This window comes from Streptomyces sp. 150FB, from assembly GCF_000818195.1.
GTDB lineage: Bacteria > Actinomycetota > Actinomycetes > Streptomycetales > Streptomycetaceae > Streptomyces.
The window spans coordinates 3,288,498-3,313,828 of record NZ_JTHL01000001.1 but is presented as its reverse complement, the minus strand read 5'-3'; the positions used below and the strand labels follow the sequence as shown (position 1 = coordinate 3,313,828).

The following is a 25,331-nucleotide window of genomic DNA, read 5'->3' as shown; positions in this document are numbered from 1 at the left end:
TATCGGAGGCGGTATCCGTGGATTTCGGCGGCGTACGGTGCGGTTCGCGAACGCGACGGCTGGAACAGGGCCCCCGGGGTGATGTGGCGTGACCGGGACCGCGCACGGCCCGGCGCCGCTCCGGGTTCTTCCGCTGACGGCGGCGCAACGGGGCCTGTGGTTCGCCCAATTGATCGATCCCGGGAACCCTTCCTACAACATCGCCGAATTCGCCGACATCCACGGCAGGCTGGACCCCGCCCAACTCACCGAAGCCGTACGGCGGACCGCGACGGAGATGGAAGCGCTGCGCGTCACGTTCGGGGAGCGCGACGGGATACCCGTGCAGCATGTGCGCGCCGACACCGAGATCGGTGTGCCGCTGATCGATCTCTCCGGCCATGAGGACCCGTACGGCGAGGCCGTACGCCGTATGGAGCGCCACCTCGCCCGGCCCGCCGACGTCAGCGCGGGGCCGCTGGTCCAACTGACCCTGTACCGCCTCGCGGAGGACCGTCACCTCTTCCACCAGCAGGTGCACCACCTCGCGCTCGACGGATACGGCGCCGCGCTCGCCCTCGCCCGGATCGCCGAGATCTACACCGAGTCCGTGCTGCCGCCCCCCGCCGGTCCCACGGCACCGCGTGACCTCCCGTTCGGCCCCCTCGGACCGGTCATCGAGGAGGACGCGGCCTATCAGGCGTCCGCCCAGCACACCGCCGACCGCGCGTTCTGGACGGACTATCTGGCCGGCGCCCCCGCCCCCACCGGCCTGACGCCGACCCCGATCCCGACCCCGGCCGGCGACACCGAGGGCCCGGCGGGCCCGGGCCGGACCGGGCGCGGATTCCACTCCGTACGGCGGGAGTTCACCCCGGCCGATACGGAGCGGCTCCGCGCGTCCGCCAAACGGGCCGGGGTGGCGTGGCCCACGTTCTTCATGGCCGCCATGGGCGTCTATCTGCACCGCGCCACCGGCCTCGGTGAAGTCCTGCTCGGGCTCCCCGTCACCGGACGGCGTACGCCGGTGGCGCGCGCCACGCCCGCCATGCTCTCCAACGTCCTGCCGATGCGGCTGGAGATCTCGCCCTCCGACCGGGTCGCCGATGTGGCCAAACGCGCCTCGGCGCAGGCCAGGAAGGTGCTGCGGCACCAGCGTTACCCGTCGGAGGACCTGCGCCGCGACCTCGGGATCGCCGAAGTGGGGGAGCCGCTGGCCGGGCCCTCCGTCAATGTGCTCGCCTTCGACGACCGGCTCAGCTTCGGCGCGCACACGGCGACGCTGCACAACCTGTCGGTCGGTCCCGTCGAGGACCTGGCCGTGGCCGTTCACGCCTCGTACGCCGACGGCGGGCTGCGCGTCGACCTCCTTGGCAACCCGGCCCGCCACACCCGGCCCGAGCTGGTGCGGCACCACGAGCATCTCTGCCGCCTGATCGAGGCGTTCGCCGCCGACCCCGACCAACTCATCGGCTCGCTGCGGATCGTCGGCGACGACGAACAGCGCCGGATCATCGGGCTCGGCGCGGGAAGCGCGCCGCGCGGCGACGAGGCCGACCGGGCGCTCACCCTTCCCGAACAGCTCAGCCGCCAGGCCCGCCGTACGCCCCACGCCACCGCCGTGGTCTCCGGCGCCGACCGGCTGACGTTCGCCCGGCTCGACGAGCGGGTCACCGCGCTCGCCTCCGTGCTCGCCGACCGGGGCGCCGGGCCCGGCGAACGGGTGGCCGTCGGGCTGCCCCGCTCCACCGACCTGGTCGTCGCGATGCTCGCCGCGATGCGTACGGGGGCCGCCTACCTGCCGGTCGACCCCTCGTACCCCGCCGACCGCGTGGCCTACATGGTCGAGGACTCACGCCCCGCCGTCCTGGTCGCCACCCCGGAGACCGCACCCCGGATGGACCCCACCGGCGCTCTCCCACTCGTTGACCCGGCACTCGTTGACCCGGCACTCGTAGATCCGGCGCTGGTCGATCCCGCCGCCGTACGATCCGGGCCCGGCACCGGGCCTCGTACGCGACCCCGCACCCAACTCCCCGCACACCCCGGCCCCCGCGACGCCGCCTACGTCATCTACACCTCCGGCTCCACAGGCGTGCCCAAGGGCGTCGTCGTGGAACACCGTTCGCTGAGCAACCTCCTCGACCACCACCGCCAGGAGGCGTACGCGCTCGCCGAGCGCTCGCTCGGCCGGGGCCTCAAGGTCGCCCTCACCGCCGCCACCTCCTTCGACGCGTCCTGGGACCCGGTCCTGTGGATGGTCGCCGGACATGAACTCCACATCGTCGGCGACGACACCCGCCGCGACCCCGAGGCGCTGGTCGAGTACCTCGTTGACTGGCGCATCGACGCCATCGAGACCACCCCCACCTACCTGCGGCAGATGCTCGCCGCCGGACTCCTCGACTCTCCCGCCCACCGCCCCCGGGTCATCGCCCTCGGCGGCGAGGCGGTCGACGACGCGCTGTGGCACGAACTCGCCGCCCACCCCGACCTGTTGGTCTTCAACTTCTACGGGCCCACGGAAGCCACCGTCGACGCGGTCACCACCCGCGTCACCGGCTCCGCCCCCTCCATCGGCCGGCCCGTCTCCGGCGCGCACGCCTACGTACTCGACCCCGCGCTGCACCCGATGCCCCAGGGCGGCGCCGGTGAGCTGTACCTGTCGGGCGAAGGCGTGGCCCGTGGGTACGCCGGGCAGCCGGGACTGACCGCCGAACGCTTCCTGCCCGACCCGTTCGGGCTTCCCGGCACCCGCATGTACCGCACGGGCGATCTGGCGCGCTGGAGCGAGGAAGGCGCGCTGGAGTTCCTCGGTCGCGGCGACCGGCAGATCAAGGTCCGGGGCTACCGCGTCGAGACCGCCGAGATCGAGGCCGTCCTGCGCTCCCTGCCGGGCATCGCGGGAGCCGCCGTCGTACTCACCCCCGGGCCCGACGGTACGCCGCGGCTCGCCGCGTACCTCGTATCGGCGACGGACACCGACCCCGCCGCCGTACGCGACGCCCTCGCGGCCGCCCTCCCCGAGCACATGGTGCCCACGGCCTACGCGACGGTCGAGAGCCTGCCGCTCACCCCCAACGGCAAGCTGGACACCGGCCAACTCCCGGAAGCCCGGCCCGTCTCGGCCTCCGGCGGGGAGCCGCGTACGGCCGAAGAAGAGCTGATGTGTTCGGTCTTCGCCGCGTGCCTCGGGGTGCCGCGCGTCGGCCGCGACGACAACTTCTTTCTGCTGGGCGGCCATTCACTGCTGGCTACGCAACTGGTCAGCCGGATACGCGGCGCGTTCGGCGCCGAGATCACCATCCGCTCGCTCTTCGCGTCCCCGACCCCGGCTGGGCTGGTGCCCCTCCTCGCCGCCGCCTCACCCGCCCGCCCGCGCGTCGACGCGGTCGTGCCCCGGCCGGAGCGGATACCGCTCTCCTCCGGCCAGCGCGGACTGTGGCTGCTGGAGACCATGGGCGAAGCCGGCACCGCCTACCACCTGCCGATCGCGCTGCGCCTGTCGGGCCCCCTCGATCGGGACGCGCTCGGTGCCGCGCTGAGTGACCTCGTCGGGCGTCACGAGATCCTGCGTACGGTCATCGCCGAGGACGAGGAGGGCGCTCACCAGCGCGTTCTGCCCCCGGAGACGGCCATGGTGCCGCTGGTGGTCAGGGCGGCGACCGGGGGCCGGCCGGTACGGCCCGACACCGCGCCCTTCGCGCTCGACCGCGATCTGCCGCTGCGCGCCGAGCTGTTCCCCGCCCACGACCAGGACCACACCGACCACGCCGCCCAGGCCGACCCCGGCGAGTACGCCGACCACGCCGAGCACGTTCTCGTGCTGACGCTCCATCACATAGCCGTCGACGGCTGGTCGCTGGCCCCCCTGATGCGCGACCTCTCCCACGCCTACGCCGCGAGAACCCGCCACGGCGCGGCCCCCGCCTGGGAGCCGCTCCCCGTGCAGTACGCCGACTACGCGCTCTGGCAGCGCGCCCTGTTGGGGGACCCGAGCCATCCCGACAGCCTGTCCGGCCGCCAACTCGCCCACTGGGCAGGCGCACTCGACGGCCTGCCGCCCGAGGTGACCTTCCCCGCCGACCATCCGCGCCCCGCCCGGCACTCGGGCCGTGGCGACACCGTGCCGCTGCGGATCGGCGCGCCCGCCCACCGGGCGCTGGCGAAACTCGCCGGGCGGACCGGGGCCAGCGGCTTCATGGTGCTGCACGCCGCGCTCGCCGCCCTGATGGCCCGGCTCGGTGCCGGTGACGACATCGCCATCGGCACCCCCGTGGCGGGCCGGGGCGACGAGAGCCTGGCCGATGTGGTCGGCTACTTCGTCAACACCCTTGTGCTGCGCGCCGATACGGCCGGTGCCCCCGGCTTCCGTGAGCTGGTCGAGCGGGTACGTGACGCCGACCTGGCCGCGTACGCCCACCAGGAGCTGCCCTTCGAGCAGGTCGTGGAGGAGCTGGCGCCCTCCCGTTCGCTCTCCCGGCACCCGCTCTTCCAGGTCATGCTCAGCCTCAACAACACCCCTGCTCCGCACGGGGCGTTCACCGGACTCACCGTCCGCCACGACCCGACCGTCGGCCGCTCGGGAGCCAAGTTCGACCTCACCTGGGACCTCACCGAGCACCATGACGGCGCCGGTGCGCCCACCGGCATCAGCGGCGAACTGGAGTTCAGCCAGGATCTCTTCGACCGTGCGACGGCCGAGCGGTTCACCGAGCACTTCGGACGGCTGCTGACCGCCCTGCTCGCGGATCCCGAACAACCCTTCACCGACGCGGACTTCCTCACCACCGACCAGCGCCGGGGCGCACTGGACGAGCTGCCCAGCGTCCTCCCCACCAAAGCGCTCCCCGCCGCATCGGGCCCCACCCCCGGCCGCCCCGACTGGACCATCGTGGACGTCCTGACGACCCGCGCCATCGTCACCCCCGGCCGCACCGCCGTCGTCGCCCCCGACGGCCGGCTGACCTTCGGCGACCTGCTGGAGCGCGCCGAACGCCTGGCCGCCGTCCTGGCGGGATCCGGCGTCCGCCGGGGCGACCGGGTCGCCGTCGCGCTGCCCCGTACGTCGCTGCATGTCGTCGCGATCCTCGGCGTGCTGCGCGCCGGAGCCGTCTACGTACCGCTCGACCCCTCCCACCCGCGCGCCCGCAACGAACTCATCCTCGACAGCGCCGCACCCCGCCTCGTCCTCACCACGGCCGGGGCCAAGGAGTCCCTGCCCCCGCTCGGCGGCGAACTCACCCTCGACGAACTCACCCTCCAGGAAAGCCCCCCGGCCGAATCCACACCGGACGAACTCCCCGACCCGCCGCACGCCCACGAAGCCGCCTACGTCCTCTACACCTCGGGATCCACCGGCCGCCCCAAGGGAGTCGTGGTCGAGCACCGCGCCCTCGCGAACCTCTACAGCAGCCACAGCGAGAAGATGATGGCCCCCGCCGAGGCCGGCAACAACGGTCTGCCGCTGCGCGTCGCCCTGACCGCCGCCACCACCTTCGACGCGTCCTGGGACCCGCTGCTCTGGATGGTCGGCGGCCATGAACTCCACCTGGTCGACAACGAGACCCGGCGCGACCCGGAAGCCCTCACGGCCTTCCTGCACCGGCACGCCGTCGACGTCGTCGAAACCACCCCGTCCTTCCTCGACCAACTGCGCGCCTGCGGCCTCCTCGCCCCCGGACGCCCGCGCCCCCGGGTGCTCGCGCTCGGCGGCGAACCGCTCAACGAGACGCTGTGGAAGGAACTCGGCGCACTGAGCGACATCGCCGTGTGGAATCTGTACGGGCCGACAGAAGTCACCGTCGACAGCGTCATGGGCCGCGTCACCCCCGGCACCCGCCCGCACCTCGGCCGCGCGGTGTCCGCCACCCGCGCCCGCGTCCTCGACGCCAGGCTGCTGCCCGCCGCCCCCGGCGCGACCGGTGAGCTGTACCTCTCCGGCGCCGGACTCGCCCGTGGTTACGAGAACCGCACCTCGGCGACAGCGGCTCGCTTCCTGCCCGATCCGTACGGCACGCCCGGCACCCGGATGTACCGCACCGGCGACCTCGTCCGGCGCAGGGAAGGCCGCCTGGAGTACGTCGGGCGCGCGGACGGGCAGATCAAGGTACGCGGCTTCCGCGTCGAGACCGGCGAGGTCGAGGCGGCCCTGACCGGCCACCCCGACGTGGTCCAGGCCGCCGTCGCCGTACGGCCCGACACCGAGGGCGCCGGGAAACTCGTCGCCTGGGTGGTCGCCTGCGACGGACAGGTACTGTCCGTCCCCTCGGTCCGCGCCTTCGCCGCCGACCGGCTGCCCGGCTACATGGTCCCCTCGACGGTCGTCCCCGTCGCGCGCATCCCGCTCACCGTGCACGGCAAGGTGGACTTCGACTCGCTGCCCCTGTCGGCGGATCCCGCGCCGGGCGGCGGTACGCGGGACAGCGCCGGGGACCCGCCCAGGTCGGCCCGCGAGGAGATCCTCTGCGCGCTGTTCGCCGAGAGCCTCGGGCACGAACGGGTCGCCCGTACCGGCGACTTCTTCGAACTCGGCGGGCACTCGCTGCTCGCCACCCGGCTGGTCGGCCGGATCAGGGCCGCTTTCGGCGTGGAACTGCCGGTCCGCACCCTCTTCGAGTCGACCACCCCCGCAGCCCTCGCCGAGCGCCTCGACGAGGCAGCGGCCGGGCGCCCCGCGCTCCGCCGTACGACCCGGCCCGCGCGCCCGCCGCTCTCGGCGGCGCAGCAGCGGCTCTGGTTCCTGCACCGGATGGACCCGGACGACGCTGCCTATCACATCCCCATCGCCGTCGAACTGACCGGCGACCTCGACCAGTACGCGCTGCACAGCGCCCTCGCCGACGTGGTCGCCCGGCACGAGAGCCTGCGCACGCTGATCCAGGAGAGCGGCGACGAGCCGTTCCAGGCCGTACTGGACCCGGGCGACGCCCGCCCCGAACTACCCGTGTCCCGCGTCGAGGAGAGTGACCTCGCGCAGGTGCTGCGCACCGCCGCCACCGTTACGTTCGACCTGGCCCGGCAGTTGCCCCTGCGCGCCGAGCTGTTCCAACTCGCCTCGGACCGGCACGTGTTGCTCGTCACCGTGCACCACATCGCCGCCGACGGCTGGTCCATGGGACCGCTCGCGCAGGATCTCGCCGGGGCCTATACGGCGCGCAGCGCGGGCCGCGCGCCCAACTGGTCGCCGCTGCCTGTCCAGTACGCCGACTACGCGCAGTGGCAGGCCGGCCTGCTCGGGCCCGAGGACAGCGCCGACTCCCTCGCCGCCCGCCAACTCGCCTACTGGCGCGCCCAGATGGCGGGCGCCCCCGAGGAGACCCCGCTGCCGGCCGACCGGCCGCGCCCCGCCGTCTCCACCGGCCGGGGCGGCACGGTCGCGCTCCATCTGCCCGCCGAAACGGCAGCAGCCCTCGGGCGGCTCGCCAGGGAGTCGGCCACCAGCACCTTCATGGTGCTCCACACCGCGCTCGTCGCGCTCCTGCACCGCACGGGCTCCGGCGACGACATCACCCTCGGCACCCCGGTCGCCGGGCGCACGGACGAGGCCCTCGACGGGCTCGTCGGCTTCTTCGTCAACACCCTCGCGCTGCGCGTCGACACGACGGGCGACCCGGCCTTCCGTGACCTGCTGGCGCGGGTACGGGAGACGGACCTCGCCGCGTACGCCCACCAGGAGCTGCCCTTCGAACGGCTCGTGGAGGCGCTCCAGCCGGCCAGGTCGCTGAGCCGCCACCCGCTCTTCCAGGTGATGCTGACCCTCAACAACACCCGGGGGCCCCGGCTCGACCTGCCCGGACTGCACGCGCGGCTCGACGGCGTGGACACCGGAGGAGCCAAGTTCGACCTGTCGTTCAGCTTCACCGAACACGCCGAAGCGCACCACGCCAACCGGCCCCACCACGCCCAAGGCATCGACGGCACCCTGGAGTTCAGCCAGGACCTCTTCGACACCGCCACCGCGCACCGGATCGTGGACTGGTTCGGCCGGCTCATCACCCGGGCCGTCACCGAACCCGGTACGCCCCTCTCGCGCCTGCCCCTGCTCGGTCCCGACGACGAGGCCCGGATCCTTGAACTCGGCGACGGCGGCCAGACCGCGGGCGGACAGAGCGCGGTGGGACACGCCACCGTCCTCGACCGCTTCGCCGAAACCGTCGCCGGGGCCCGCAGCGGTGACATCGCGGTCACCGCGCCCGACGGCCCGTACGTCCGGCGGCTGTCCTTCGCCGAACTCGACCTGCGCTCCGACCACATCGCCGCCCTCCTCGCCGCCTCCGGCACCCGGCCCGGCGAGACCGTCGCCGTCCTGCTGCCCCGCTCCACCGACTCGATCGCCGCGATCCTCGGCGTACTGAAGGCGGGCGCCGTCTACGCGCCCCTGGACGAGAGCCTGCCCGACGCGAGGATCGCCGCGATCCTCGCCGACGCCCGCCCCCGGGTCGTCATCACCGCGCGGGCCACCGCCACCCGCATCCCCGGCGACCGGCCGACACTGGTCCTGGACGGCTCCGACGCGACGGCGCCCCCGGAGATCCCGGGCGTGATACCGCTGTCGGCGTCGCCCCAGGCCCGGCGGCCGGGCGCCGCCGACGCCGCCTATCTCCTGCACACCTCGGGTTCCACAGGCCGGCCCAAGGGCGTCCTCGTCGGCCACCGTTCGCTGGCGCGGCTGCTCGACCACCACCGCCGGGCGCTCTTCGCCCCCGCCGTACGCGACACCGGCCGGCGGCGGCTGACCGTCGCCCTGACGGCCGCGCTGTCCTTCGACGCGTCCCTCGACCCGTTCCTCTGGATGATCGACGGACACCACCTGCACCTTGTGGACGACCTCACCCGGCGCGACCCCGAGGCCCTGGTGGAACGGGTACGCGAGCAGCGCGTCGACGTCGTGGAGACCACCCCGACGCACGCCGCCCAACTCCTCGACGCGGGCCTTCTCGACGCCGGGCTCCTCGACGCCGGCCCGCCGGACCCGGAGACCTCGGGGGTGACATCCGGCCCCGGAACCCCGCACCGCCCCGCCGTCCTCCTCCTCGGCGGCGAGGCCGTCCCCGCAGCGCTCTGGACCGCGCTCCGCGCCGTCCCCGCCGTCCGCTGCTGGAACCTCTACGGCCCCACCGAAGCGACCGTCGACACCCTCGAAGCGTCCCTCGACGCCACGGACCGCCCGGTGCTCGGCGCACCCGTCACCGGCACGCGCGCCTACGTCCTCGACGCGGCACTGCGCCCGGTCCCGCTGGGCGTGACCGGTGACCTGTATCTCGCCGGTGACAGCCTGGCCCTCGGCTACCACGGCCGGCCGGGGGAGACGGCGGACTCGTTCCTCCCGGACCCGTACGGGCCGCCAGGACAGCGGATGTACCGCACCGGCGACCGGGCCCGCCGCGCCTCCGACGGTGCCCTCGAATTCGCCGGCCGGTCCGACGGCCAGGTCAAGGTGCGCGGCTTCCGCGTCGAACTCGACGAGATCGCCGCCGTCCTCGAAACCCATCCGGCGGTCGGCCGGGCCGCCGTCGTCGCGCACGACCCCGACGGCACGGGTACGCGCCTCACGGCGTACGTCGTCCCGGCGCCGGGACACACCGGCGGCCGCACCGACCCCGGCCGCACCGACCCCGGACACACCGCCCCCGGCCCCGACGACCTCGCGTCCCTGCGCGACCACGCGGCCCGCCAACTCCCCGCGTACATGGTCCCGTCCGGGATCCGCGCCCTGGACCGGATCCCGCTCACCCCCAGCGGCAAACTCGACCGGGCCGCGCTGCCCGACCCGGGCCAGGACCCGGACCTGACACCGCGATCCGGCACCGCCCGGCCCGGCGGACGCGCACCCCGTAACCCGCGCGAGGACGTGCTCTGCACACTGTTCGCCGACGTCCTCGGGGTCGCCCAGATCCGCATCGACGACGACTTCTTCGCGCTCGGCGGCCACTCCCTGCTCGCCACCCGCCTCATCGGACGCATCCGCGCGGCCCTCGGCGTGGACGTCAGCATCAGGGCCCTCTTCGAGGCACCGACCGTCGCCGCGCTGGCCGAACGGCTCCTCGACGGCGCCGACGACAACGCGCTGTCGACGCTCCTCCCGCTGCGCACCAGCGGCGACAAACCCCCGCTGTTCTGTGTCCACCCGGCCGGCGGCCTCGCCTGGTCGTACGCGGGCCTGCTGCCCCATCTCGACAACGATCAGCCGATGTACGGCCTCCAGACCCCGAACCTCGACGGCTCGGCGCCCTTCCCCGACTCCATCGAGGCGATGGCCGCGATCTACGTCGCCGAGCTGCGCACCGTCCAACCGCACGGCCCCTACCACCTGTTCGGCTGGTCGTTCGGCGGCAACGTCGTGCAGGAGGTGGCGGTCCAGCTCCAGGAGGCCGGGGAGAGCGTCGCCCTGCTCACCATCCTCGACGCGTTCCCCGTCGCCCCGCTGGACGACCTGGACAGCGCGGACCGCGACACGGTGTTCCGCGCGCTGCTCTCCAACAGGGGTGTTGCAGGCGGGATTCTGGACGGCGAGGCGCCCGTCGACGCCACGACGGCCCGCGACGAGTTCCGCCGGAACGGCAGCCCCCTCGGCTCCCTGGAGCCCGCCACCATCGACGCGATGGTGGACAACTTCGCGGGCCAGGCACGGCTGATGAGGGCGTACACCCCCCGTACGTTCCAGGGCCCCGCGCTCTTCTTCACCGCCGCCGAGGGCCGCCCCGCCGACACGTTCACGCCCGCGATGTGGTCCCCGTACATCACCGGACACATCGAGAACCACGAAGTCGCCTGCGCGCACGCCCAGATGATGCAGCCGCCCGCCAGGGCGCTGATCGGCGCCACCGTGGCGGCGGCCCTGCGCGCCATCCATCACACGACAGCCCAAGGAGATCCCTCATGACCAACCCCTTCGACGACCCCAGGACCCAGCACCGCGTGGTCGTCAACGACGAGGACCAGCACGCCCTGTGGCCCTCCTTCGCCGAGATCCCGGCCGGCTGGAGCGAGGTCTTCGGCCCCGCCGACCACGGCTCCTGCCTGGAGTACGTCGACCGCAACTGGACGGACCTCACCCCCAGGAGCGCCCGCATCGCGGTGAGTTGAGCCGACGACAACAGGCCGCCAGACAGGGGAGAGGAAGACGCAGTGACGACAACCGCAGAGCGCGACACCTTCGCGATACGCGCCGAAGGACTCACCAAGCGATTCGGTGACAAGCAGGCCCTGGCCGGGATCGACCTCGAAGCGCGCCCCGGCACCGTGCTCGGGCTGCTCGGCCCCAACGGCGCGGGCAAGACCACGGCGGTCCGGGTGCTCTCCACGCTGCTGCGGCCGGACAGCGGTCGGGCGTGGGTGGCCGGGCACGACGTGGCGGCCGACCCCGAAGGGGTACGGAGCAACCTCGGCCTCTCCGGCCAGTACGCGGCGGTCGACGAGAAGCTCACCGGACGCGAGAACCTGTATCTGGTCGCCCGCCTCTACGGCATGGGACGCCACGCCGCCCGCCGCCGGGCCGCACAGCTCCTGGAGAGCTTCCAACTCGAAGACGCCGCCGACCGGTTGAGCAGGACGTACTCCGGCGGGATGCGCCGCAGGCTGGACCTGGCGGGCGCGCTCGTCGCCCGGCCGCCCGTCGTCGTCCTGGACGAGCCCACCACCGGCCTCGACCCGCGCGGCAGGGCCGACACCTGGCGGTCCATCCAGGAACTGGTGGCGGCGGGCACCACCGTCCTGCTGACCACGCAGTACCTCGAAGAGGCCGACCAACTGGCCGACACCATCGTCGTCATCGACCACGGCAGTGTGATCGCCCGTGGTTCGGCGGCCGAACTGAAGGCGCGCGTCGGCGGCGAGCGCCTCGCCCTGACCGTGCGCGACCCGGAGGCCCACCGCTTCGCCCTCGACCTGCTGAACGGTCTCGGCCCGCACACCCCCGACCTGGACCTCCGTACCGGCCGGATCACCGTCACCACCGACGACGGCGCCGAAACCCTCGAATACGCGCTGAGCCGCTTCCGGATGGCGGGGGTCGCCGTGCACGACGTGGAACTCGCGCCGCCCACGCTCGACGACGCCTTCCTGGCCCTCACCGGACAGCCGGAGCGGCGCCAGGAGCAAGGGCCGCGCCGCGAGCGGCCCCAGGAGTCACCGGTACGTGAGGCCGCATGACCTCCGTCAAGCGCGTGGCCCGCGACGCCTCCATCATCGCCTGGCGCAACCTGCTCAACCTCCGCCGCACACCCGGCTCCGTGATCACCGCGCTCGTCCAGCCGGTGATGTTCGTGCTCCTGCTGGCCTACGTCTTCGGAGGCAGCCTCGGCGGTGGCGCCTACCGCACGTTCCTGATGGGCGGGATCTTCGCGCAGGCCGTCACGTTCAACGCCGCCTTCACCGCGCTGGGCCTCGCCAACGACATGGACAAGGGCATCATCGACCGGTTCCGCTCACTGCCCATGCCGAGGATGGCGGTGATCCTCGGCCGCACCCTCTCCGACCTGATCATGAGTATGGTCACGCTGCTCACCACCTCCCTGTGCGGGCTGCTGGTCGGCTGGCGCATCGGCACATCCGCGGGGGAGGCCGTCCTCGCCTACCTCCTCATCCTGCTGTTCGCCTTCGCCATGTCCTGGGTCGGAGCGGCGATCGGTCTGCTCGCGCGCAGCGTCGAAGTCGCCCAGAGCGCCGGGCTGATCTGGCTCTTCCCCGTCACCTTCATCTCGTCCGCCTTCGTGTCGACGGCCACGATGCCGGGTCCGCTCCGGGCGGTCGCCGAATGGAACCCCGTATCGGCCACGGCGACAGCCGTACGCCACCTCCTCGGCAACCCGCCGCCCGGCGGCATCGCCGTGGGGAACGCGTGGCCGGTCGTCCACGCGCTGCCGTACGCGTCGCTCTGCGCGGTGGTCATCACCGGCGTCTTCATGGCACTGGCGCTCCGCCGGTTCCGGCATGTCACGGTGGGGTGAGCCCCAACGGCACCTCCGCGACGGCACATCCGCGCCCGCCGGGCTTTTACACGGGCAGGCGCTGGGCACACGGAACAACATCATCATCGCAAGGATGATCAACTCGGAGGTGCACAGTGCCGACTGGAACGTACGGCGAATGGGGCAAGCCCGCCGGCGGCCCGTGGTGGCGCTTCGTCCCGAAGTCGCCCGCGCTGGGCTACCTCGAACTCTTCCTGGGAATCTTCTTCATCGTCCAGGAGATCGTCTACCTGGCCATCGGCGCCGACCGCAGCACGGCCCAGGCCGTGCTTCAGGCCATTCTCGCCGTGGTGGGCATCGCGGCCGTCATCCGCTCGATCGACGGACTCCGCATACTCCGCGCACGGCGGTCGGGGGCGCGAGTCTGACCTCGGCGCTCCCCGCCCGCCCCGCGTGGTGCACGATGACTACGGCTGGGCGGGCTTGCCCGTGCCGTAGATCCACGTACGGAACAGCGGCCCGAGGTTGTCCCCCGACACGTGCTCACTGAGCGCGATGAACTGGGCGGTGGTGCCGGTCTCATGGCGGTGCTGCCGCGCCCAGGTGCGCAGGATGGTGAAGAAGTCCCGGTCACCGACGGCCGTACGGAGCTTCTGCAGCGCCATCGCGCCCCGCGTGTAGACCGGCGAGGCGAAGATGTTGGCACCACTTCCGGGGTTGGCCGTCGGGAACGCCCAGACACCGTTCGTCGCGGGAAGCGCGTAGTAGTGGTCGAATTCGGCCTGCGCGGTCGTTCCGCCGTGCTGCTCCTCCCACAGCCACTCGGCGTACGTCGCGAAGCCCTCGTTCAGCCAGATGTCCTTCCAACTGGTCAGGCTCACCGAGTCACCGAACCACTGGTGCGCCATCTCATGCACCACTGTGCCGACGCTCGGCGCCGAGTCGTACAGCGGCCGCGTCTGCGTCTCCAGCGCGTAGCCCACATCCGGCGCGTGGTCGACGATCGCGCCCGTCGCCGAGAACGGGTACGGCCCGAAGAGCTGCGTCTCCCAGGCGAGAATGTCGGGGATCTTCGCCAGCGCGGGAGCGGCCTTCGCGGCCTCGCGCGGGTCCACGGCGGTGTAGACCGGAACTCCCGAAGGCGTCCTGTACGTCTGGACGTCGAACTTCCCGATCGTGGCGGTGGCGAGGTACGAGGCCATCGGCTGCGCCTGGTCCCAGCGGAACGTCGTCTTCCCGTGGCTCGTCCGCTGCGCCTTCAGCACACCGTTCGACACGGCGGTGTACCCCTTGGGCACGGTGATCTCGAAGGAGTAAGAAGCCTTGTCGGCCGGGTAGTTGTCGGCGGGGAACCACGACATGGCGCCCTGCGGCTCCCCGGCTACGAACGCGCCGTCGTCCGTGGCGATCCACCCGTCGGGCGATCCGTCGGGGTCGGTCACCTCCTGCGGGACACCGCCGTACGCGATCTCCACCCGGAAGGCCGCGCCCTTGCGCAGCGCCTTCTTCGGCGTGATGACCAACTCCTGGCCCTCGCGGCTCCAGCGCGCCGATCTCCCGTCCACGCGCACGCTGTTGACCGTCAGCCCTGACAGGTCGAGGTCGAAGCTCGCCAGACTCTGGGTGGTACGCGCGGACACGACCGCGTTGCCGGCCAGCTTCCGGGAGACGGGGTCGTAGGAGAGGCCGAGATCGTAGTGCCGTACGTCGTATCCGCCGTTGCCCGCGAGAGGGAAGTACGGATCACCTGCCCCCGACGAGCCCCGGTGCTGACCGGCCACGGCCGCGGCGGCGCTGCCGTCGGTCGTCACGGTGACAGCGGCCAGCGCGAGGAGCGCGGCGCCGGTGCGGAGGAAAACGGAACGGACGGGCAGGCGGCGAGAGGGCATGTGCGCTCCTGGAAGAGGCGTCCAACTCCGGAAACGGAGATCGTGCGAACCGCGCGTCAGCGTATGGCGCGCCTCACTGGATCGACAAGAGCCAACTATGGCGCCAGGAGCCCCATATGGGGAGAGCGAGCAGTGTGACCGAGCGGGGCAAAGGCCCGCCCGGTTCGCACTGGTGGTACTGACGGGCAGTACTTACCCCTGGGCGTGGGTGGCGGCGAAGGTGACGAAGCCGGTCCAGGCGGTGGGGGTGAGGAGGAGGGCGGGTCCGGTGGGCACTTTGCTGTCGCGGACGGGGATGACGCCGGGGTAGCCGTCGGCTACTTCGACGCACTGGCCTCCGTCGCCGTTGCTGTAGCTGGACTTGCGCCACTGCGCGGCGTTGAGGTCCGGGCGCTGGTCAGCCATGGGCGTGGGTGGCGGCGAAGGTGACGAAGCCGGTCCAAGCGGTCGGGGTGAGGAAGAGGGCCGGTCCGGCAGGCACTTTGCTGTCGCGGACGGGGACGACGTCGGCGTAGCCGTCAGCTACCTCGACGCACTGGCCCCCTTCTGAGTTGCTGTAGCTGGACTTGCGCCACTGCGCGGCGCGCAGATCGGGTCGGGAGCGCATTCTCTGCCGTCCTCCAACAATCGCTCGATGAACGCCACGGAGTCCCGGGGCGAAAGGGCTTGGTCCCTCATTAGATCGTAGGCCAGGCGTAGATCGTCGACGTCTGCCGCGCTCTCGATCAACTGGCCCGAGTGCTGGTCTTCTGTGTACGCGACAGACGTGCCGTCCGGAAGCCACAGGATCGTGAGCGAGGTGCCCATGAGACAGTGCGGCCCTGCGCTAAAAGGCAACACCTGAAGCGTGACGTTTGGCAACTCGCTTACCGCCAGCAGATGTTCCAGTTGTCCTTCCCACACCTTCGGATCGTGCGCTCCGCGCCGCAGTACGGATTCGTCAAGGACGGCGCGGAAGTGCGGCGGGTCATCCCGTCGCAGGATTTCCTGCCGTCCGAGCCGCGCCGCGACCTGCTCTTCGAGATCGTGTTCGTCGCGGCCGCGCTCGACCTTAAGCACTTCACGTGCATACCCCTCGGTCTGAAGCAGACCGTGAATGGGCCCGACCGAGTACGCGTACTGGACGGTGGCCGTGGGCTCCAGCTTCATGAACCGCTTGTACTTGTCGGGAAACGCGTCATTCCGCGCCATCTCCCACAGCATCTCCAACTGGCCACCGGTCTTGTACACGGCCTCCAGCGCCGCGATCACCGCCGGTGACCCAATGCGTCCTCCCGTCTCCAACTTGTGCAGGTAGGCCCGGTCGTACGTTGTGTCCTCGCCGAGTGCGGCCAGCGTCTTACCGGACTGCTCCCGGAGTCGCGTCAGCTCGCGGGCGAGCATCTGACGCGCCGAGGGTTTTGGCCCGGAAACTGCCTTGCGTGTTGCCACTGCCAGCTCCTGGTGGTCCGTCAATGGTCGACTACGGCCCGCCCCTTTTGGACAGGCGCCGTCGCGCCGATTCTTGAACACAGACAGTAATTGAGACCTGACGGAAGGCACACCCCCCATGTGCGAACGAGCCCCGAACCAGACCTTCCCTGCACCTTTGTTCGAACCTGGGGGCACCGTCCACGGGTGGGGCGTCTGGCGGGCGCCGTCAGGTATCAGCCACTACGCGACGTACGCCCCGGCGACCGGCGAGCTGTTGTCGCGGGTGCTTCGTGGCCTGAAGGAGTTGGTATGAGCGAGAAGCGGGAGTGGGAGGGCGACTCCGCCGCCGGGTCGGCGCTGCGGTGGCCGCCGTGCACGTGCGGGGCGGTCAAGTGTCCTGACTACGTGGCGCCCGAGTGTGACGTATGTACGGCCCTGGTCGCACAGCGGGAGGAGGCGCGGCGGGCGGGGGACAGTCTGACGGTGCGGTACTCGAACCGGGAGCTGTCGAACCATCCACACCGTCGTTCCGGGGACGCGCGGTGAAGCCGCCCGGTCTCTGCGTCGGCATGGTCGTCTATGACAAGACGTACGAGATGGTCGGCGTCGTTGATGCCTTTGTCGGCCAACTGGTGTACCTGAGCCGCCCCACGGGGCTCACCTGGCAGACCCGGTGGTTCTCGGTACGGCAGGGAACCCCGTACGAGCAGCGCCAGTTGCGCGCCATAGGCGCTCTGCACAGACTCCGCCGGAAAGGGCTGGCCGAGGATCTGGCTTCCCGCCGAGCGCGCTGACACCGGAAGCGTGGGGCCGGCGGGCGGGGGCGCCCGACCGGGGCGCCCGGCCCGGTGTGGGCGGGAGGGCTCTCGACGCACCGGACGTGCTGACCCGACCTTTTCGGCGATATGGGGTAGAAGTATCCGTAGGTTGCTGATATGCGTTCATATTATGCGTATCGGGCAGCGCAGGTCGCCACTCCTAATGTCCGCTCGTGAAGGAGCCATCCCGTGGGCCCCACAATGATCAACGGCCTCCCGGCCCATGTGCTGATCTTGCACTTCGTCGTCGTGGCGGTGCCGCTCGCCGCGATCGCGCTGGTGGTCTGCGTTGTGTCGACCACGTGGCTCCGCAGGCTGGGTGTGGTGCTGCCGCTGTTCGCCCTGCTCACTCTGATCACCGTGCCGATCACCACCCACGCCGGTGAGTGGCTGCAGGACCGCGTCGCCGATACCCCTCTGGTCGTGAAGCACACGAACCTCGGGGACACCCTGCTGCCCTGGGTGGCCGCGTTGTTCGCCGTCACTGTGGTGGTGTGGTGGTTCGGCCGCCGAGCCATGTTGAAGTCCGCGGCGGAGGTGCGCACGGGCGGGCACGGGGGCCGGCCCCCGGTTCGGGGCTCCATCGCTCTGGGCACGCCGGTGCGGACGGTCGCGATCGTGCTGTCCGTCGTGGTGGCCGCGGGTTCCATCGTGACGCTTGTCCGGATCGGTGACTCGGGTGCGAAGGCGGCCTGGACCGGGCAGTTCTCGGAGAAGCCCGTCAGCCAGGGGTCCGCCGACCGCTGACGCCCCCTCGCGCTTGCGTGCACCTGGCGAACACGGCGCACTTCGCGCCCCCCTCGCGCCTCCCCCAGTGACTCCATTTCCCCCTTCCGCACGGTTGATCGGATGACTGTGAAGGACAGAATCGCCATGACCAGTCGTTTCGAGGGAGGGCACTCATGGCAGCGAAGCACGATGGCGGTAACGGCGACGGCCAGGGCGGACAACAGCAGGACGACAGCAACTCCGGCGCCAAGCACGGCGGCGGAGGTTCCGGAGACGGGTCCGTCGGCCGCGACGACACGAAGGACCCCGCCAAGTGAGGGCACGGCATGAAGGGGAGGCCGGCCCGGAAGGGCTGGCCTCCCTGCTCGTCGAGCAGGGTGCCTTGACGTCCGAGTGGATCTCCGCCTATTACGCCGTGCCCCGCGAGGACTTCGTTCCCGACGTCATGTGGCCGGGCGTCACCCGGAGCGGCGGGTCGGTCCGGGCAGTCGATCGTCGGGCCGACCCGGGCTCATGGCTCCGAGCCGTGTACTCGGATGTGTCACTCACCACCCAGTGGGACGACGGAACCCATACCGGACCCGGCACGGGTACCAATCCGACATGCTCCAACTCCCAGCCCTCCATGGTGTTCTCCATGCTGGCGGCCCTGGATGTGCAGCCGGGGTCAACTGTCCTGGAGGTGGGGACAGGGACGGGTTGGAACGCGGCGCTGCTCTCCGAGCGGGTTGGCTCCGCCAACGTGGTGACCGTCGAGTTCGACCCGGAGAACGCGGCCACCGCTCGCTCGCGGCTGGACGCGGCGGGATACGACCCGGTCACCGTCGTCGGGGACGGATCTCAGGGCTGGAAGGACGGCGCCCCTTATGACAGGGCGATCGTCACGGCCTCGCTGCGCGAGATCCCGGCGGAGATCATCCGCCAGACCCGCGCCGGGGGAGTCATCGTCTCGCCGTACGCCACCACGTACGGAGGAGAAGGCATCGTCCGGCTGACCGTGGCCGAGGACGGGGGCGCGGCGGGCCCGTTCGTCGGGTCCTCCGCCTTTATGCGGCTTCGGCAGCAGCGCTCGTACCAACGGCACACCAGGGAGTACCTCGGCGGAAAGCCGTGGCCCGCGAACGGCCGCAGGACGCTCACTACGCTGTCCCCGGAGGAAGTGGGCGGCTGGCTCCCCATGTTCGCCATCGGCCTCCAGACGCACGGGATGTTCCCCTGGGCGGAGCGGTACGCGGACGGTTCGTACACCCTCTGGCTCCGGGACACGGAGGTGACCTCCTGGGCCACGGCGGACTTTGTGCCGGGAGCCAGGGAATTCGAGGTCTGTACGTCGGGTCCGCGCGATCTGTGGGGCGAACTCGTGGCCGCTCATCGCTGGTGGGAGGAGCAGGGGCGGCCCGGATTCGAGCGATTCGGTCTCAGCGTGACCCCCGAGGGCGTTCACCGGGCGTGGCTGGACACTCCGGAGTGCTGCGTGCCCGCGGTGGGCTGAGGTCCGCAGGCGCCCTTCCCGCTATGTCCCGTGTACAGGGGTACAGGGGGAGAGACATGGGAGAGAGGGGACGGGCGGCGCGACGGTTACTGTCGGGACATGCCCGACCAGCACCCCGCCGTCCCCACCCCTGCCCCCGCCCCCGGCACCGCGCCCACCGCACCGGAACTCTTCACGTGGGAGTTCGCGACCGACCCCTACCCCGCGTACGCGTGGCTGCGCGAGCACTCACCCGTACACCGGACCGCGCTCCCCAGCGGTGTGGAAGCGTGGCTTGTGACGCGGTACGCGGACGCGAAGGTCGCTCTCGCCGACGCGCGGCTCTCCAAGAACCCGGTGAACCACGCCGGGTCCGCGCACGCGAAGGGCAAGACCGGGATCCCCGGCGAGCGCGGGGCGGATCTGATGACGCATCTCCTGAACATCGATCCGCCGGACCACACCCGGCTGCGCCGGCTCGTGTCCAAGGCGTTCACGCCCCGGCGTATCGCCGAGTTCGCGCCCCGCGTACAGGAGCTGACCGACCGTCTGATCGACAACTTCGCCGCCGACGGCACGGCCGACCTGATCCACGATTTCGCGTTCCCTCTCCCTATCTATGCGATCTGCGACCTGCTCGGGGTACCGAGCGAGGACCAGGACGACTTCCGGGACTGGGCGGGGATGATGATCCGCCACGGCGGCGGTCCGCGCGGCGGGGTCGGGCGGTCGGTGAAGAAGATACGGACGTACCTCGCCGACCTCATCCACCGCAAGCGGCTGCGGCCCGGCGACGACCTGATCTCCGGGCTGATCAGGGCCAGTGACGACGGGGAACACCTCAGCGAGAACGAGGCCGCCGCCATGGCCTTCATCATTCTGTTCGCGGGGTTCGAAACGACCGTCAATCTGGTCGGTAACGGGACGTACACCCTCATGCGGAACCCGGAGCAGCGCGCCCTCCTGCAAGCCTCACTCGCCGCGAGGGAGACGGATCTGCTGGCGACGGGCGTCGAGGAACTCCTGCGCTACGACGGGCCGGTGGAGCTGGCGACCTGGCGGTACGCCACCGAGCCGCTGACCCTGGGCGGGCAGCGGATCGCGACCGGCGAGCCGGTTCTCGTCGTACTGGCGGCGGCGGACAGGGACCCCGAACGCTTCACCGGGCCCGACACCCTCGACCTCGCTCGGCGTGACAATCAACACCTCGGGTACGGGCACGGAATCCACTACTGCCTCGGCGCGCCGCTCGCGCGCCTCGAAGGACAGATCGCGCTGGGCACGCTTCTGACGCGGCTTCCGGATGTGCGGCTTGCGCAAGATCCTGCCGATTTGCGCTGGCGTGGAGGGCTCATCATGCGTGGATTGCGCACGCTTCCGGTGCAGTTCACGCCCCCGGGAGCCGACCGCGTACCTGACGGATCGTCAGTAATGTGACTTTCACGTGATCTCCGCTGCATCGACTTGTGACAAGCGTTCTTGTACCGCTACCTTCACCGACAACTCAGCAGCCACACGCTGTAGCCGATCTCACGTTTCATGCGTGGCGCCTCCCGCGTCACGCATCACACGGAAGGCAAACGCATTTGTCCGCCAACGGTCGACACCGCCGCCCCCGCCAGGCCCCCGCTCTCATCGTCGCGGCAGGGGTGACCGGATCGGCCCTCGCCATCCCGCTGTTCGCCGCCTCGGGCGCCAGCGCAGCCGATGCCTCCACCTGGGACAGCGTCGCCGAGTGCGAGAGCGGTGGCGTGTGGAGCGCCGACCTCGGCAACGGGTTCTACGGCGGGTTGCAGCTTTCGCAGATCGTCTGGGACCAGTACGGCGGTGACGACTACGCGCCGCGCCCCGACCTCGCGAGCCGCTCGCAGCAGATCGCGATCGCCGAGAAGGTGCTCGACTCGCAGGGTCCCGGTGTGTGGTCGAGCTGCGCGCCGATCGCCGGACTGACGGACGGCGGGCCCGCGCCGGACGTCGACCCCGGTGGGCCGGTGAAGAGTGGCGGTGACACGTCGGCGAAGCCGTCGCACGCGTCTCCGTCGCACACGTCACCGTCGTCCTCGCCCTCTTCGTCCCCCTCGCCGTCGTCCTCCGCGTCGGCTCCGGGGAGTTCGGACGCGCCGGACCCCGGTCCGGACGGTGACGGGGCGGACAGCGGCCAGGCCGGGCCCGGCACGGACACCGGCGAGGGTGCGGGTGCGCCGTCCGGCACCCCCTCCGGCGACCCGTCCGCCTCACCCTCCTCGTCCGACACCTCCACCACACCGGCCCCCGGCGCCTCGGCGTCCACCGACCCGGTCACGGGCAAGCACCGCGGCGGAGTTGACCCGGCGGACACGGCGCACGCCGGAGCGGACGCGGACCGGGACTCCGGCCGCCACGCCTCGCGCAGCGACGGGCCCGAGCCCCGCTCGGGTGACGTCGCCGGAGACGCGGGTGGGGCGGGCGGTACGGACGCGGCACACGACGCGTACAAGGTCCGGCCCGGCGACAACCTCTGGGACATCGCTGAGACCCATCACGTCGCCGGCGGTTGGAATTCGATCTACGAGGCCAACAAGGCGACCGTCGGCTCCGACCCCGATCTCATCCTTCCTGGCCAGAGCCTGGATCTGAGCGCCAAGTAGGCGCTCTCGCGGGGCGGTTCGGCGCCGTATGTCCACATCTGTTCAAGTGAGACAAGCGTCTCTTTGCCTCAAGTGACGCACTTTGCCCGTCAGGTTCGTCCCTTTCGCCTCTCACCTGCGGAAATAGGCCCGTTGGAAGGGGCGGAAGGGGCGTATTCCTCCAATGCGCCCCTTTGAACTCAGGGGATGACTGTGGTTACGGTCTGAGCCGCTCGCACCGCGGGCCCCGTCGATCGTCACGCCGAATCCTGCCGTCGGTCGCCGGGAAAGTCGTCGCGTAAAGCGCCGAAGGCAGGAGCGGGGGACCCAAGGTAAGCGCCGTTCCCGGCCGTCGAGAGACGGCTGACGACCGGCTGGGGTGGAGCCACGTGCCAAGCGCGCGTGGCCGGGCAACTCACTTGGCCCGAACCCGACAGCTCACCTCGTAGGCGTCGGTGAGGAGATGCTCCATGCTGCGTTCGAACAAGCACAAGCACCGTCGCCCGTCCAAGGCCGTCCGCTACGCCACGCTCGCCGGAGTCACCGGTGCGGCCGTGGCCGTACCGCTGCTGAGCGCGACGTCCGCGTCCGCCGCTTCCAGCTCCGAGTGGGACCAGGTCGCCCAGTGCGAGTCCGGCGGCAACTGGCAGATCGACACCGGCAACGGCTTCTACGGCGGCCTCCAGTTCACCAACTCGACCTGGGCCGCTTACGGCGGCACCGCGTACGCCCCGCAGGCGAACCAGGCCTCCAAGTCCCAGCAGATATCGGTCGCCGAGAAGGTCCTGGCGGGTCAGGGCAAGGGCGCCTGGCCGAGCTGTGGCGTGAACCTGTCCGGCGCGTCCTCGTCCAGCGGCGGCGGCTCCAGCACCCCGCAGCAGTCCCAGCCGCAGCAGGCTCAGCCGTCGCGGTCCCAGGCCCAGCCGTCGCAGTCGCAGTCGCGGCCGTCGGGGTCCTCGCGCAGCGGCGAGCAGCACGCCTCGCGCGGCGAGACCCGCTCCGCCCCGGTCAAGAAGGGTGACGGAGAGTACAAGGTCAAGGCCGGCGACTCCCTTTCGAAGATCGCCACCGCCCACCACGTCAAGGGTGGCTGGAAGAAGGTCTTCTCCCTGAACAAGGACATCGTCCGCGACGCCGATGTGATCTTCCCGGGCCAGCAGCTCCACCTGAGCTGACCGACGCGTCCCCGACGCGTCCCTGACCCATCCCCGGCCCGTTCGCGGGCAGGGGCATCTCCGTGCCGGATCGGCCGACCGCCCCGTCGGCCGATCCGGCCAGGACCACCCCGGTCCGGCGCGCTCCCCCGTACGCGCCGGGCCGGGGTTCTGTCCGTACAAAAGGCGTGACGGCGGAGGTGAGGGCGGGGGGCGGGCAGGGATCGGCCGGTGTTCCGTCGCCATTCCGTCCCAGGAAGCGGGCGCGGGGCGGGTCGAGCGCCGGGAGCCGGTTAGGCTCAGGGCGCAAGGCCAATAAGACCCTGCGTTCCAAGCGTCACATCCCAGAAGGAGATGCTCGTGCCGTCCATCGACGTCGTCGTAGCCCGGGAAATCCTCGACTCCCGAGGCAACCCAACGGTCGAGGTCGAGGTCGGCCTCGACGACGGCAGCACGGGTCGTGCTGCTGTCCCCTCCGGTGCCTCCACCGGTGCGTTCGAGGCCCTTGAGCTCCGCGACGGTGACCAGAACCGCTACCAGGGCAAGGGTGTCGAGAAGGCCGTCCTCGCCGTCATCGAGCAGATCGGCCCCGAGCTGGTCGGCTACGACGCCACCGAGCAGCGCCTGATCGACCAGGCGATGTTCGACCTGGACGCCACGCCGGACAAGTCGTCGCTGGGTGCCAATGCCATCCTCGGCGTCTCCCTCGCGGTGGCGCACGCCGCCTCGGAGGCCTCCGACCTGCCGCTGTTCCGCTACCTCGGCGGCCCGAACGCGCACCTGCTGCCCGTTCCGATGATGAACATCCTGAACGGCGGCTCGCACGCCGACTCCAACGTGGACATCCAGGAGTTCATGATCGCCCCGATCGGCGCGGAGTCCTTCTCCGAGGCGCTGCGCTGGGGCGCCGAGATCTACCACACGCTCAAGAAGGTCCTGAAGGAGAAGGGTCTCTCGACCGGCCTGGGCGACGAGGGCGGCTTCGCGCCGAACCTGGACTCGAACCGCGCCGCGCTCGACCTGATCCTGGTGGCCATCAAGGAAGCGGGCTATGTGCCCGGCCGCGACATCGCGCTCGCGCTGGACGTCGCCGCCTCCGAGTTCTACAAGGACGGCAAGTACGAGTTCGAGGGCAAGTCGCTCTCGGCCGCCGAGCTGACCGAGTACTACGAGGAGCTTGTCGCCGCGTACCCGCTGGTCTCCATCGAGGACCCGCTGTACGAGGACGACTGGGCGGGCTGGAAGGTCCTCACCGACAAGCTGGGCAGCCAGGTGCAGATCGTCGGCGACGACCTGTTCGTCACCAACCCGGAGCGCCTCGCGCGCGGCATCGAGGAGGGCGCCGCCAACGCGCTGCTCGTCAAGGTCAACCAGATCGGGTCGCTGACCGAGACGCTGGACGCCGTCGAGCTGGCGCAGCGCAGCGGCTTCAAGTGCATGATGTCCCACCGCTCGGGCGAGACCGAGGACGTCACCATCGCGGACCTCGCCGTCGCCACCAACTGCGGCCAGATCAAGACCGGCGCCCCGGCCCGGTCCGAGCGCGTCGCGAAGTACAACCAGCTCCTGCGCATCGAGGAGATCCTCGACGACGCGGCGGTGTACGCGGGGCGCAGCGCGTTCCCGCGCTTCCGCTCGGCCGAGTAGGGCCGGGCACGGCCGGACCGAGCAGGCCGGCCAGCCCGTCGTACGTACGTCCTCGTCCCCGGTCCCGTACCGTGTTCGGGGACGTACGTACGTGACGGCGCGGCGGACAGGCGTGCCGGGGAGACGTACCGGACCAGACGTACCGGGAACGGGACAGCGGAGGCGAGAGCGATGGCCGGGAACCGGGACCGGTTCTCCACTTCGACCAGGCTGCGGCTGCTCGGCGAGCAGACCGCCGCCAGGGTCTACCGCTCGCAGAGCCGCAGGCAGGCCCGCCGCTCCCGGCTCACCGGCCGCGCCGCCTTCCTCGCGCTGATCGTCTGCACACTGGTCGTGGCGCTCGCGTACCCGATGCGGCAGTACGTGTCGCAGCGCAACGACATCGCCGACCAGGAGCGGACGGCGCGCGACGCGAAGCAGCGGGTCGAGCAGTTGCGCGACGAGAAGGCGCGGCTCCAGGACGACGTCTACATCGAGCGGCTGGCGCGCGAGCATCTGCACTACGTGAAGCCGGGGGAGACCGGCTACACCATGATCGATCCGGGTGCGCGGAAGCAGACCAAGGACGACGAGGGGGCGGCGGACCGCGCCTGGTACTCGAACCTGATGGACGGCGTGGACAACGCGGACCGCCCGGACAAGTAGCGACAGGAACACCCAACTTCCGCCCCGAACCTTCGCCCCGAACTTTTCGAACGGCAGAACCAAGGCAGG

The 25,331-nt window shown here is 71.2% G+C and carries 19 protein-coding genes and 1 riboswitch; of the genes, 15 read left to right on the top strand and 4 right to left on the bottom strand.

Annotation, left to right across the window (positions count from 1 at the left end):
- The first annotated feature begins 88 nt into the window (after window positions 1-88).
- The 5 genes from QR77_RS14040 (at window position 89) to QR77_RS14020 (ending at window position 13,318) form a co-directional block, all read left to right on the top strand.
- Window positions 89-10,864 (top strand): non-ribosomal peptide synthetase, encoded by a 10,776-nt coding sequence (locus QR77_RS14040; protein WP_052488722.1) that lies wholly within the window; start codon window positions 89-91, stop codon window positions 10,862-10,864.
- On the top strand, window positions 10,861-11,067 hold the full coding sequence (locus QR77_RS14035; RefSeq protein ID WP_040022069.1) for an MbtH family protein: 207 nt from the start codon (window positions 10,861-10,863) through the stop codon (window positions 11,065-11,067). The genes QR77_RS14040 and QR77_RS14035 overlap by 4 nt, the downstream gene beginning before the upstream one ends.
- A 42-nt stretch (window positions 11,068-11,109) precedes the next feature.
- Window positions 11,110-12,132 (top strand): daunorubicin resistance protein DrrA family ABC transporter ATP-binding protein, encoded by a 1,023-nt coding sequence (locus QR77_RS14030; RefSeq protein ID WP_040022067.1) that lies wholly within the window; start codon window positions 11,110-11,112, stop codon window positions 12,130-12,132.
- The gene (locus QR77_RS14025) at window positions 12,129-12,929 is read left to right on the top strand and encodes an ABC transporter permease (RefSeq protein WP_040022065.1); all 801 of its coding nucleotides are present in this window, start codon (window positions 12,129-12,131) and stop codon (window positions 12,927-12,929) included. Before QR77_RS14030 ends, QR77_RS14025 begins: the two co-directional genes overlap by 4 nt.
- A 116-nt stretch (window positions 12,930-13,045) precedes the next feature.
- The gene (locus QR77_RS14020; protein WP_040022061.1) at window positions 13,046-13,318 is read left to right on the top strand and encodes a hypothetical protein; all 273 of its coding nucleotides are present in this window, start codon (window positions 13,046-13,048) and stop codon (window positions 13,316-13,318) included.
- 39 nt (window positions 13,319-13,357) lie between these two features.
- Here the strand turns inward: QR77_RS14020 and QR77_RS14015 are convergent, their stop codons facing one another.
- The 4 genes from QR77_RS14015 to QR77_RS14005 all read right to left on the bottom strand — a co-directional run bounded on the left by QR77_RS14015 (window position 13,358) and on the right by QR77_RS14005 (window position 16,210).
- Window positions 13,358-14,779 carry a M1 family metallopeptidase gene (locus QR77_RS14015; RefSeq protein WP_040022059.1) on the bottom strand — a complete coding sequence of 474 codons (1,422 nt, stop codon included), beginning with the start codon at window positions 14,777-14,779 and terminating at the stop codon, window positions 13,358-13,360.
- A 192-nt stretch (window positions 14,780-14,971) separates the two neighbouring features.
- A complete protein-coding gene (locus QR77_RS14010) occupies window positions 14,972-15,184 on the bottom strand; it encodes a DUF397 domain-containing protein (protein ID WP_040022057.1) in 213 nt (70 codons plus the stop codon).
- Window positions 15,177-15,386 carry a DUF397 domain-containing protein gene (locus tag QR77_RS43525; RefSeq protein ID WP_078876661.1) on the bottom strand — a complete coding sequence of 70 codons (210 nt, stop codon included), beginning with the start codon at window positions 15,384-15,386 and terminating at the stop codon, window positions 15,177-15,179. The genes QR77_RS14010 and QR77_RS43525 overlap by 8 nt, the downstream gene beginning before the upstream one ends.
- Window positions 15,302-16,210 carry a helix-turn-helix transcriptional regulator gene (locus tag QR77_RS14005; protein WP_236710646.1) on the bottom strand — a complete coding sequence of 303 codons (909 nt, stop codon included), beginning with the start codon at window positions 16,208-16,210 and terminating at the stop codon, window positions 15,302-15,304. The genes QR77_RS43525 and QR77_RS14005 overlap by 85 nt, the downstream gene beginning before the upstream one ends.
- A 291-nt stretch (window positions 16,211-16,501) precedes the next feature.
- Here QR77_RS14005 and QR77_RS14000 point away from each other — a divergent pair, with 291 nt between their 5' ends.
- The 10 genes from QR77_RS14000 to QR77_RS13960 all read left to right on the top strand — a co-directional run bounded on the left by QR77_RS14000 (window position 16,502) and on the right by QR77_RS13960 (window position 25,262).
- The gene (locus QR77_RS14000) at window positions 16,502-16,738 is read left to right on the top strand and encodes a hypothetical protein (protein ID WP_040022056.1); all 237 of its coding nucleotides are present in this window, start codon (window positions 16,502-16,504) and stop codon (window positions 16,736-16,738) included.
- The gene (locus tag QR77_RS13995) at window positions 16,735-16,986 is read left to right on the top strand and encodes a hypothetical protein (protein ID WP_236710644.1); all 252 of its coding nucleotides are present in this window, start codon (window positions 16,735-16,737) and stop codon (window positions 16,984-16,986) included. Before QR77_RS14000 ends, QR77_RS13995 begins: the two co-directional genes overlap by 4 nt.
- Window positions 16,987-17,199: 213 nt before the next feature.
- The gene (locus QR77_RS13990) at window positions 17,200-17,757 is read left to right on the top strand and encodes a DUF2231 domain-containing protein (RefSeq protein WP_173476301.1); all 558 of its coding nucleotides are present in this window, start codon (window positions 17,200-17,202) and stop codon (window positions 17,755-17,757) included.
- A gap of 155 nt (window positions 17,758-17,912) precedes the next feature.
- Window positions 17,913-18,056, top strand: a complete 144-nt coding sequence (locus QR77_RS47400) for a hypothetical protein (protein ID WP_173476300.1) — start codon at window positions 17,913-17,915, stop codon at window positions 18,054-18,056.
- Window positions 18,053-19,231, top strand: coding sequence for a methyltransferase domain-containing protein (locus tag QR77_RS13985; RefSeq protein WP_236710643.1), 1,179 nt, complete (start codon window positions 18,053-18,055; stop codon window positions 19,229-19,231). The genes QR77_RS47400 and QR77_RS13985 overlap by 4 nt, the downstream gene beginning before the upstream one ends.
- A gap of 99 nt (window positions 19,232-19,330) precedes the next feature.
- Window positions 19,331-20,647, top strand: coding sequence for a cytochrome P450 (locus QR77_RS13980; RefSeq protein WP_040022051.1), 1,317 nt, complete (start codon window positions 19,331-19,333; stop codon window positions 20,645-20,647).
- A gap of 212 nt (window positions 20,648-20,859) precedes the next feature.
- Window positions 20,860-21,837, top strand: a complete 978-nt coding sequence (locus QR77_RS13975) for a transglycosylase family protein (protein ID WP_236710641.1) — start codon at window positions 20,860-20,862, stop codon at window positions 21,835-21,837.
- Window positions 21,838-22,110: 273 nt separating this feature from the next.
- A riboswitch (cyclic di-AMP (ydaO/yuaA leader) is annotated at window positions 22,111-22,283 on the top strand.
- Window positions 22,284-22,286: 3 nt separating this feature from the next.
- Window positions 22,287-22,991 carry a transglycosylase family protein gene (locus QR77_RS13970; protein ID WP_040022048.1) on the top strand — a complete coding sequence of 235 codons (705 nt, stop codon included), beginning with the start codon at window positions 22,287-22,289 and terminating at the stop codon, window positions 22,989-22,991.
- Window positions 22,992-23,324: 333 nt separating this feature from the next.
- Window positions 23,325-24,617 carry a phosphopyruvate hydratase gene (eno, locus tag QR77_RS13965; RefSeq protein WP_040022046.1) on the top strand — a complete coding sequence of 431 codons (1,293 nt, stop codon included), beginning with the start codon at window positions 23,325-23,327 and terminating at the stop codon, window positions 24,615-24,617.
- 171 nt (window positions 24,618-24,788) lie between these two features.
- Window positions 24,789-25,262 carry a septum formation initiator family protein gene (locus tag QR77_RS13960; RefSeq protein WP_040022045.1) on the top strand — a complete coding sequence of 158 codons (474 nt, stop codon included), beginning with the start codon at window positions 24,789-24,791 and terminating at the stop codon, window positions 25,260-25,262.
- The last annotated feature ends 69 nt before the right edge of the window (window positions 25,263-25,331 follow it).

Bases quoted from the DNA above. Each gene is read 5' to 3' on its own strand.
- QR77_RS13970 (WP_040022048.1), top strand. From the start codon at position 22,287: ATGCTGCGTTCGAACAAGCACAAGCACCGTCGCCCGTCCAAGGCCGTC.
- QR77_RS13960 (WP_040022045.1), top strand. From the start codon at position 24,789: ATGGCCGGGAACCGGGACCGGTTCTCCACTTCGACCAGGCTGCGGCTG.
- QR77_RS14010 (WP_040022057.1), bottom strand. From the start codon at position 15,184: ATGGCTGACCAGCGCCCGGACCTCAACGCCGCGCAGTGGCGCAAGTCC.
- QR77_RS14035 (WP_040022069.1), top strand. From the start codon at position 10,861: ATGACCAACCCCTTCGACGACCCCAGGACCCAGCACCGCGTGGTCGTC.
- QR77_RS43525 (WP_078876661.1), bottom strand. From the start codon at position 15,386: ATGCGCTCCCGACCCGATCTGCGCGCCGCGCAGTGGCGCAAGTCCAGC.
- QR77_RS14015 (WP_040022059.1), bottom strand. From the start codon at position 14,779: ATGCCCTCTCGCCGCCTGCCCGTCCGTTCCGTTTTCCTCCGCACCGGC.
- QR77_RS47400 (WP_173476300.1), top strand. From the start codon at position 17,913: ATGGCAGCGAAGCACGATGGCGGTAACGGCGACGGCCAGGGCGGACAA.
- QR77_RS14000 (WP_040022056.1), top strand. From the start codon at position 16,502: ATGAGCGAGAAGCGGGAGTGGGAGGGCGACTCCGCCGCCGGGTCGGCG.
- QR77_RS14025 (WP_040022065.1), top strand. From the start codon at position 12,129: ATGACCTCCGTCAAGCGCGTGGCCCGCGACGCCTCCATCATCGCCTGG.
- eno (WP_040022046.1), top strand. From the start codon at position 23,325: ATGCTCGTGCCGTCCATCGACGTCGTCGTAGCCCGGGAAATCCTCGAC.
- QR77_RS13980 (WP_040022051.1), top strand. From the start codon at position 19,331: ATGCCCGACCAGCACCCCGCCGTCCCCACCCCTGCCCCCGCCCCCGGC.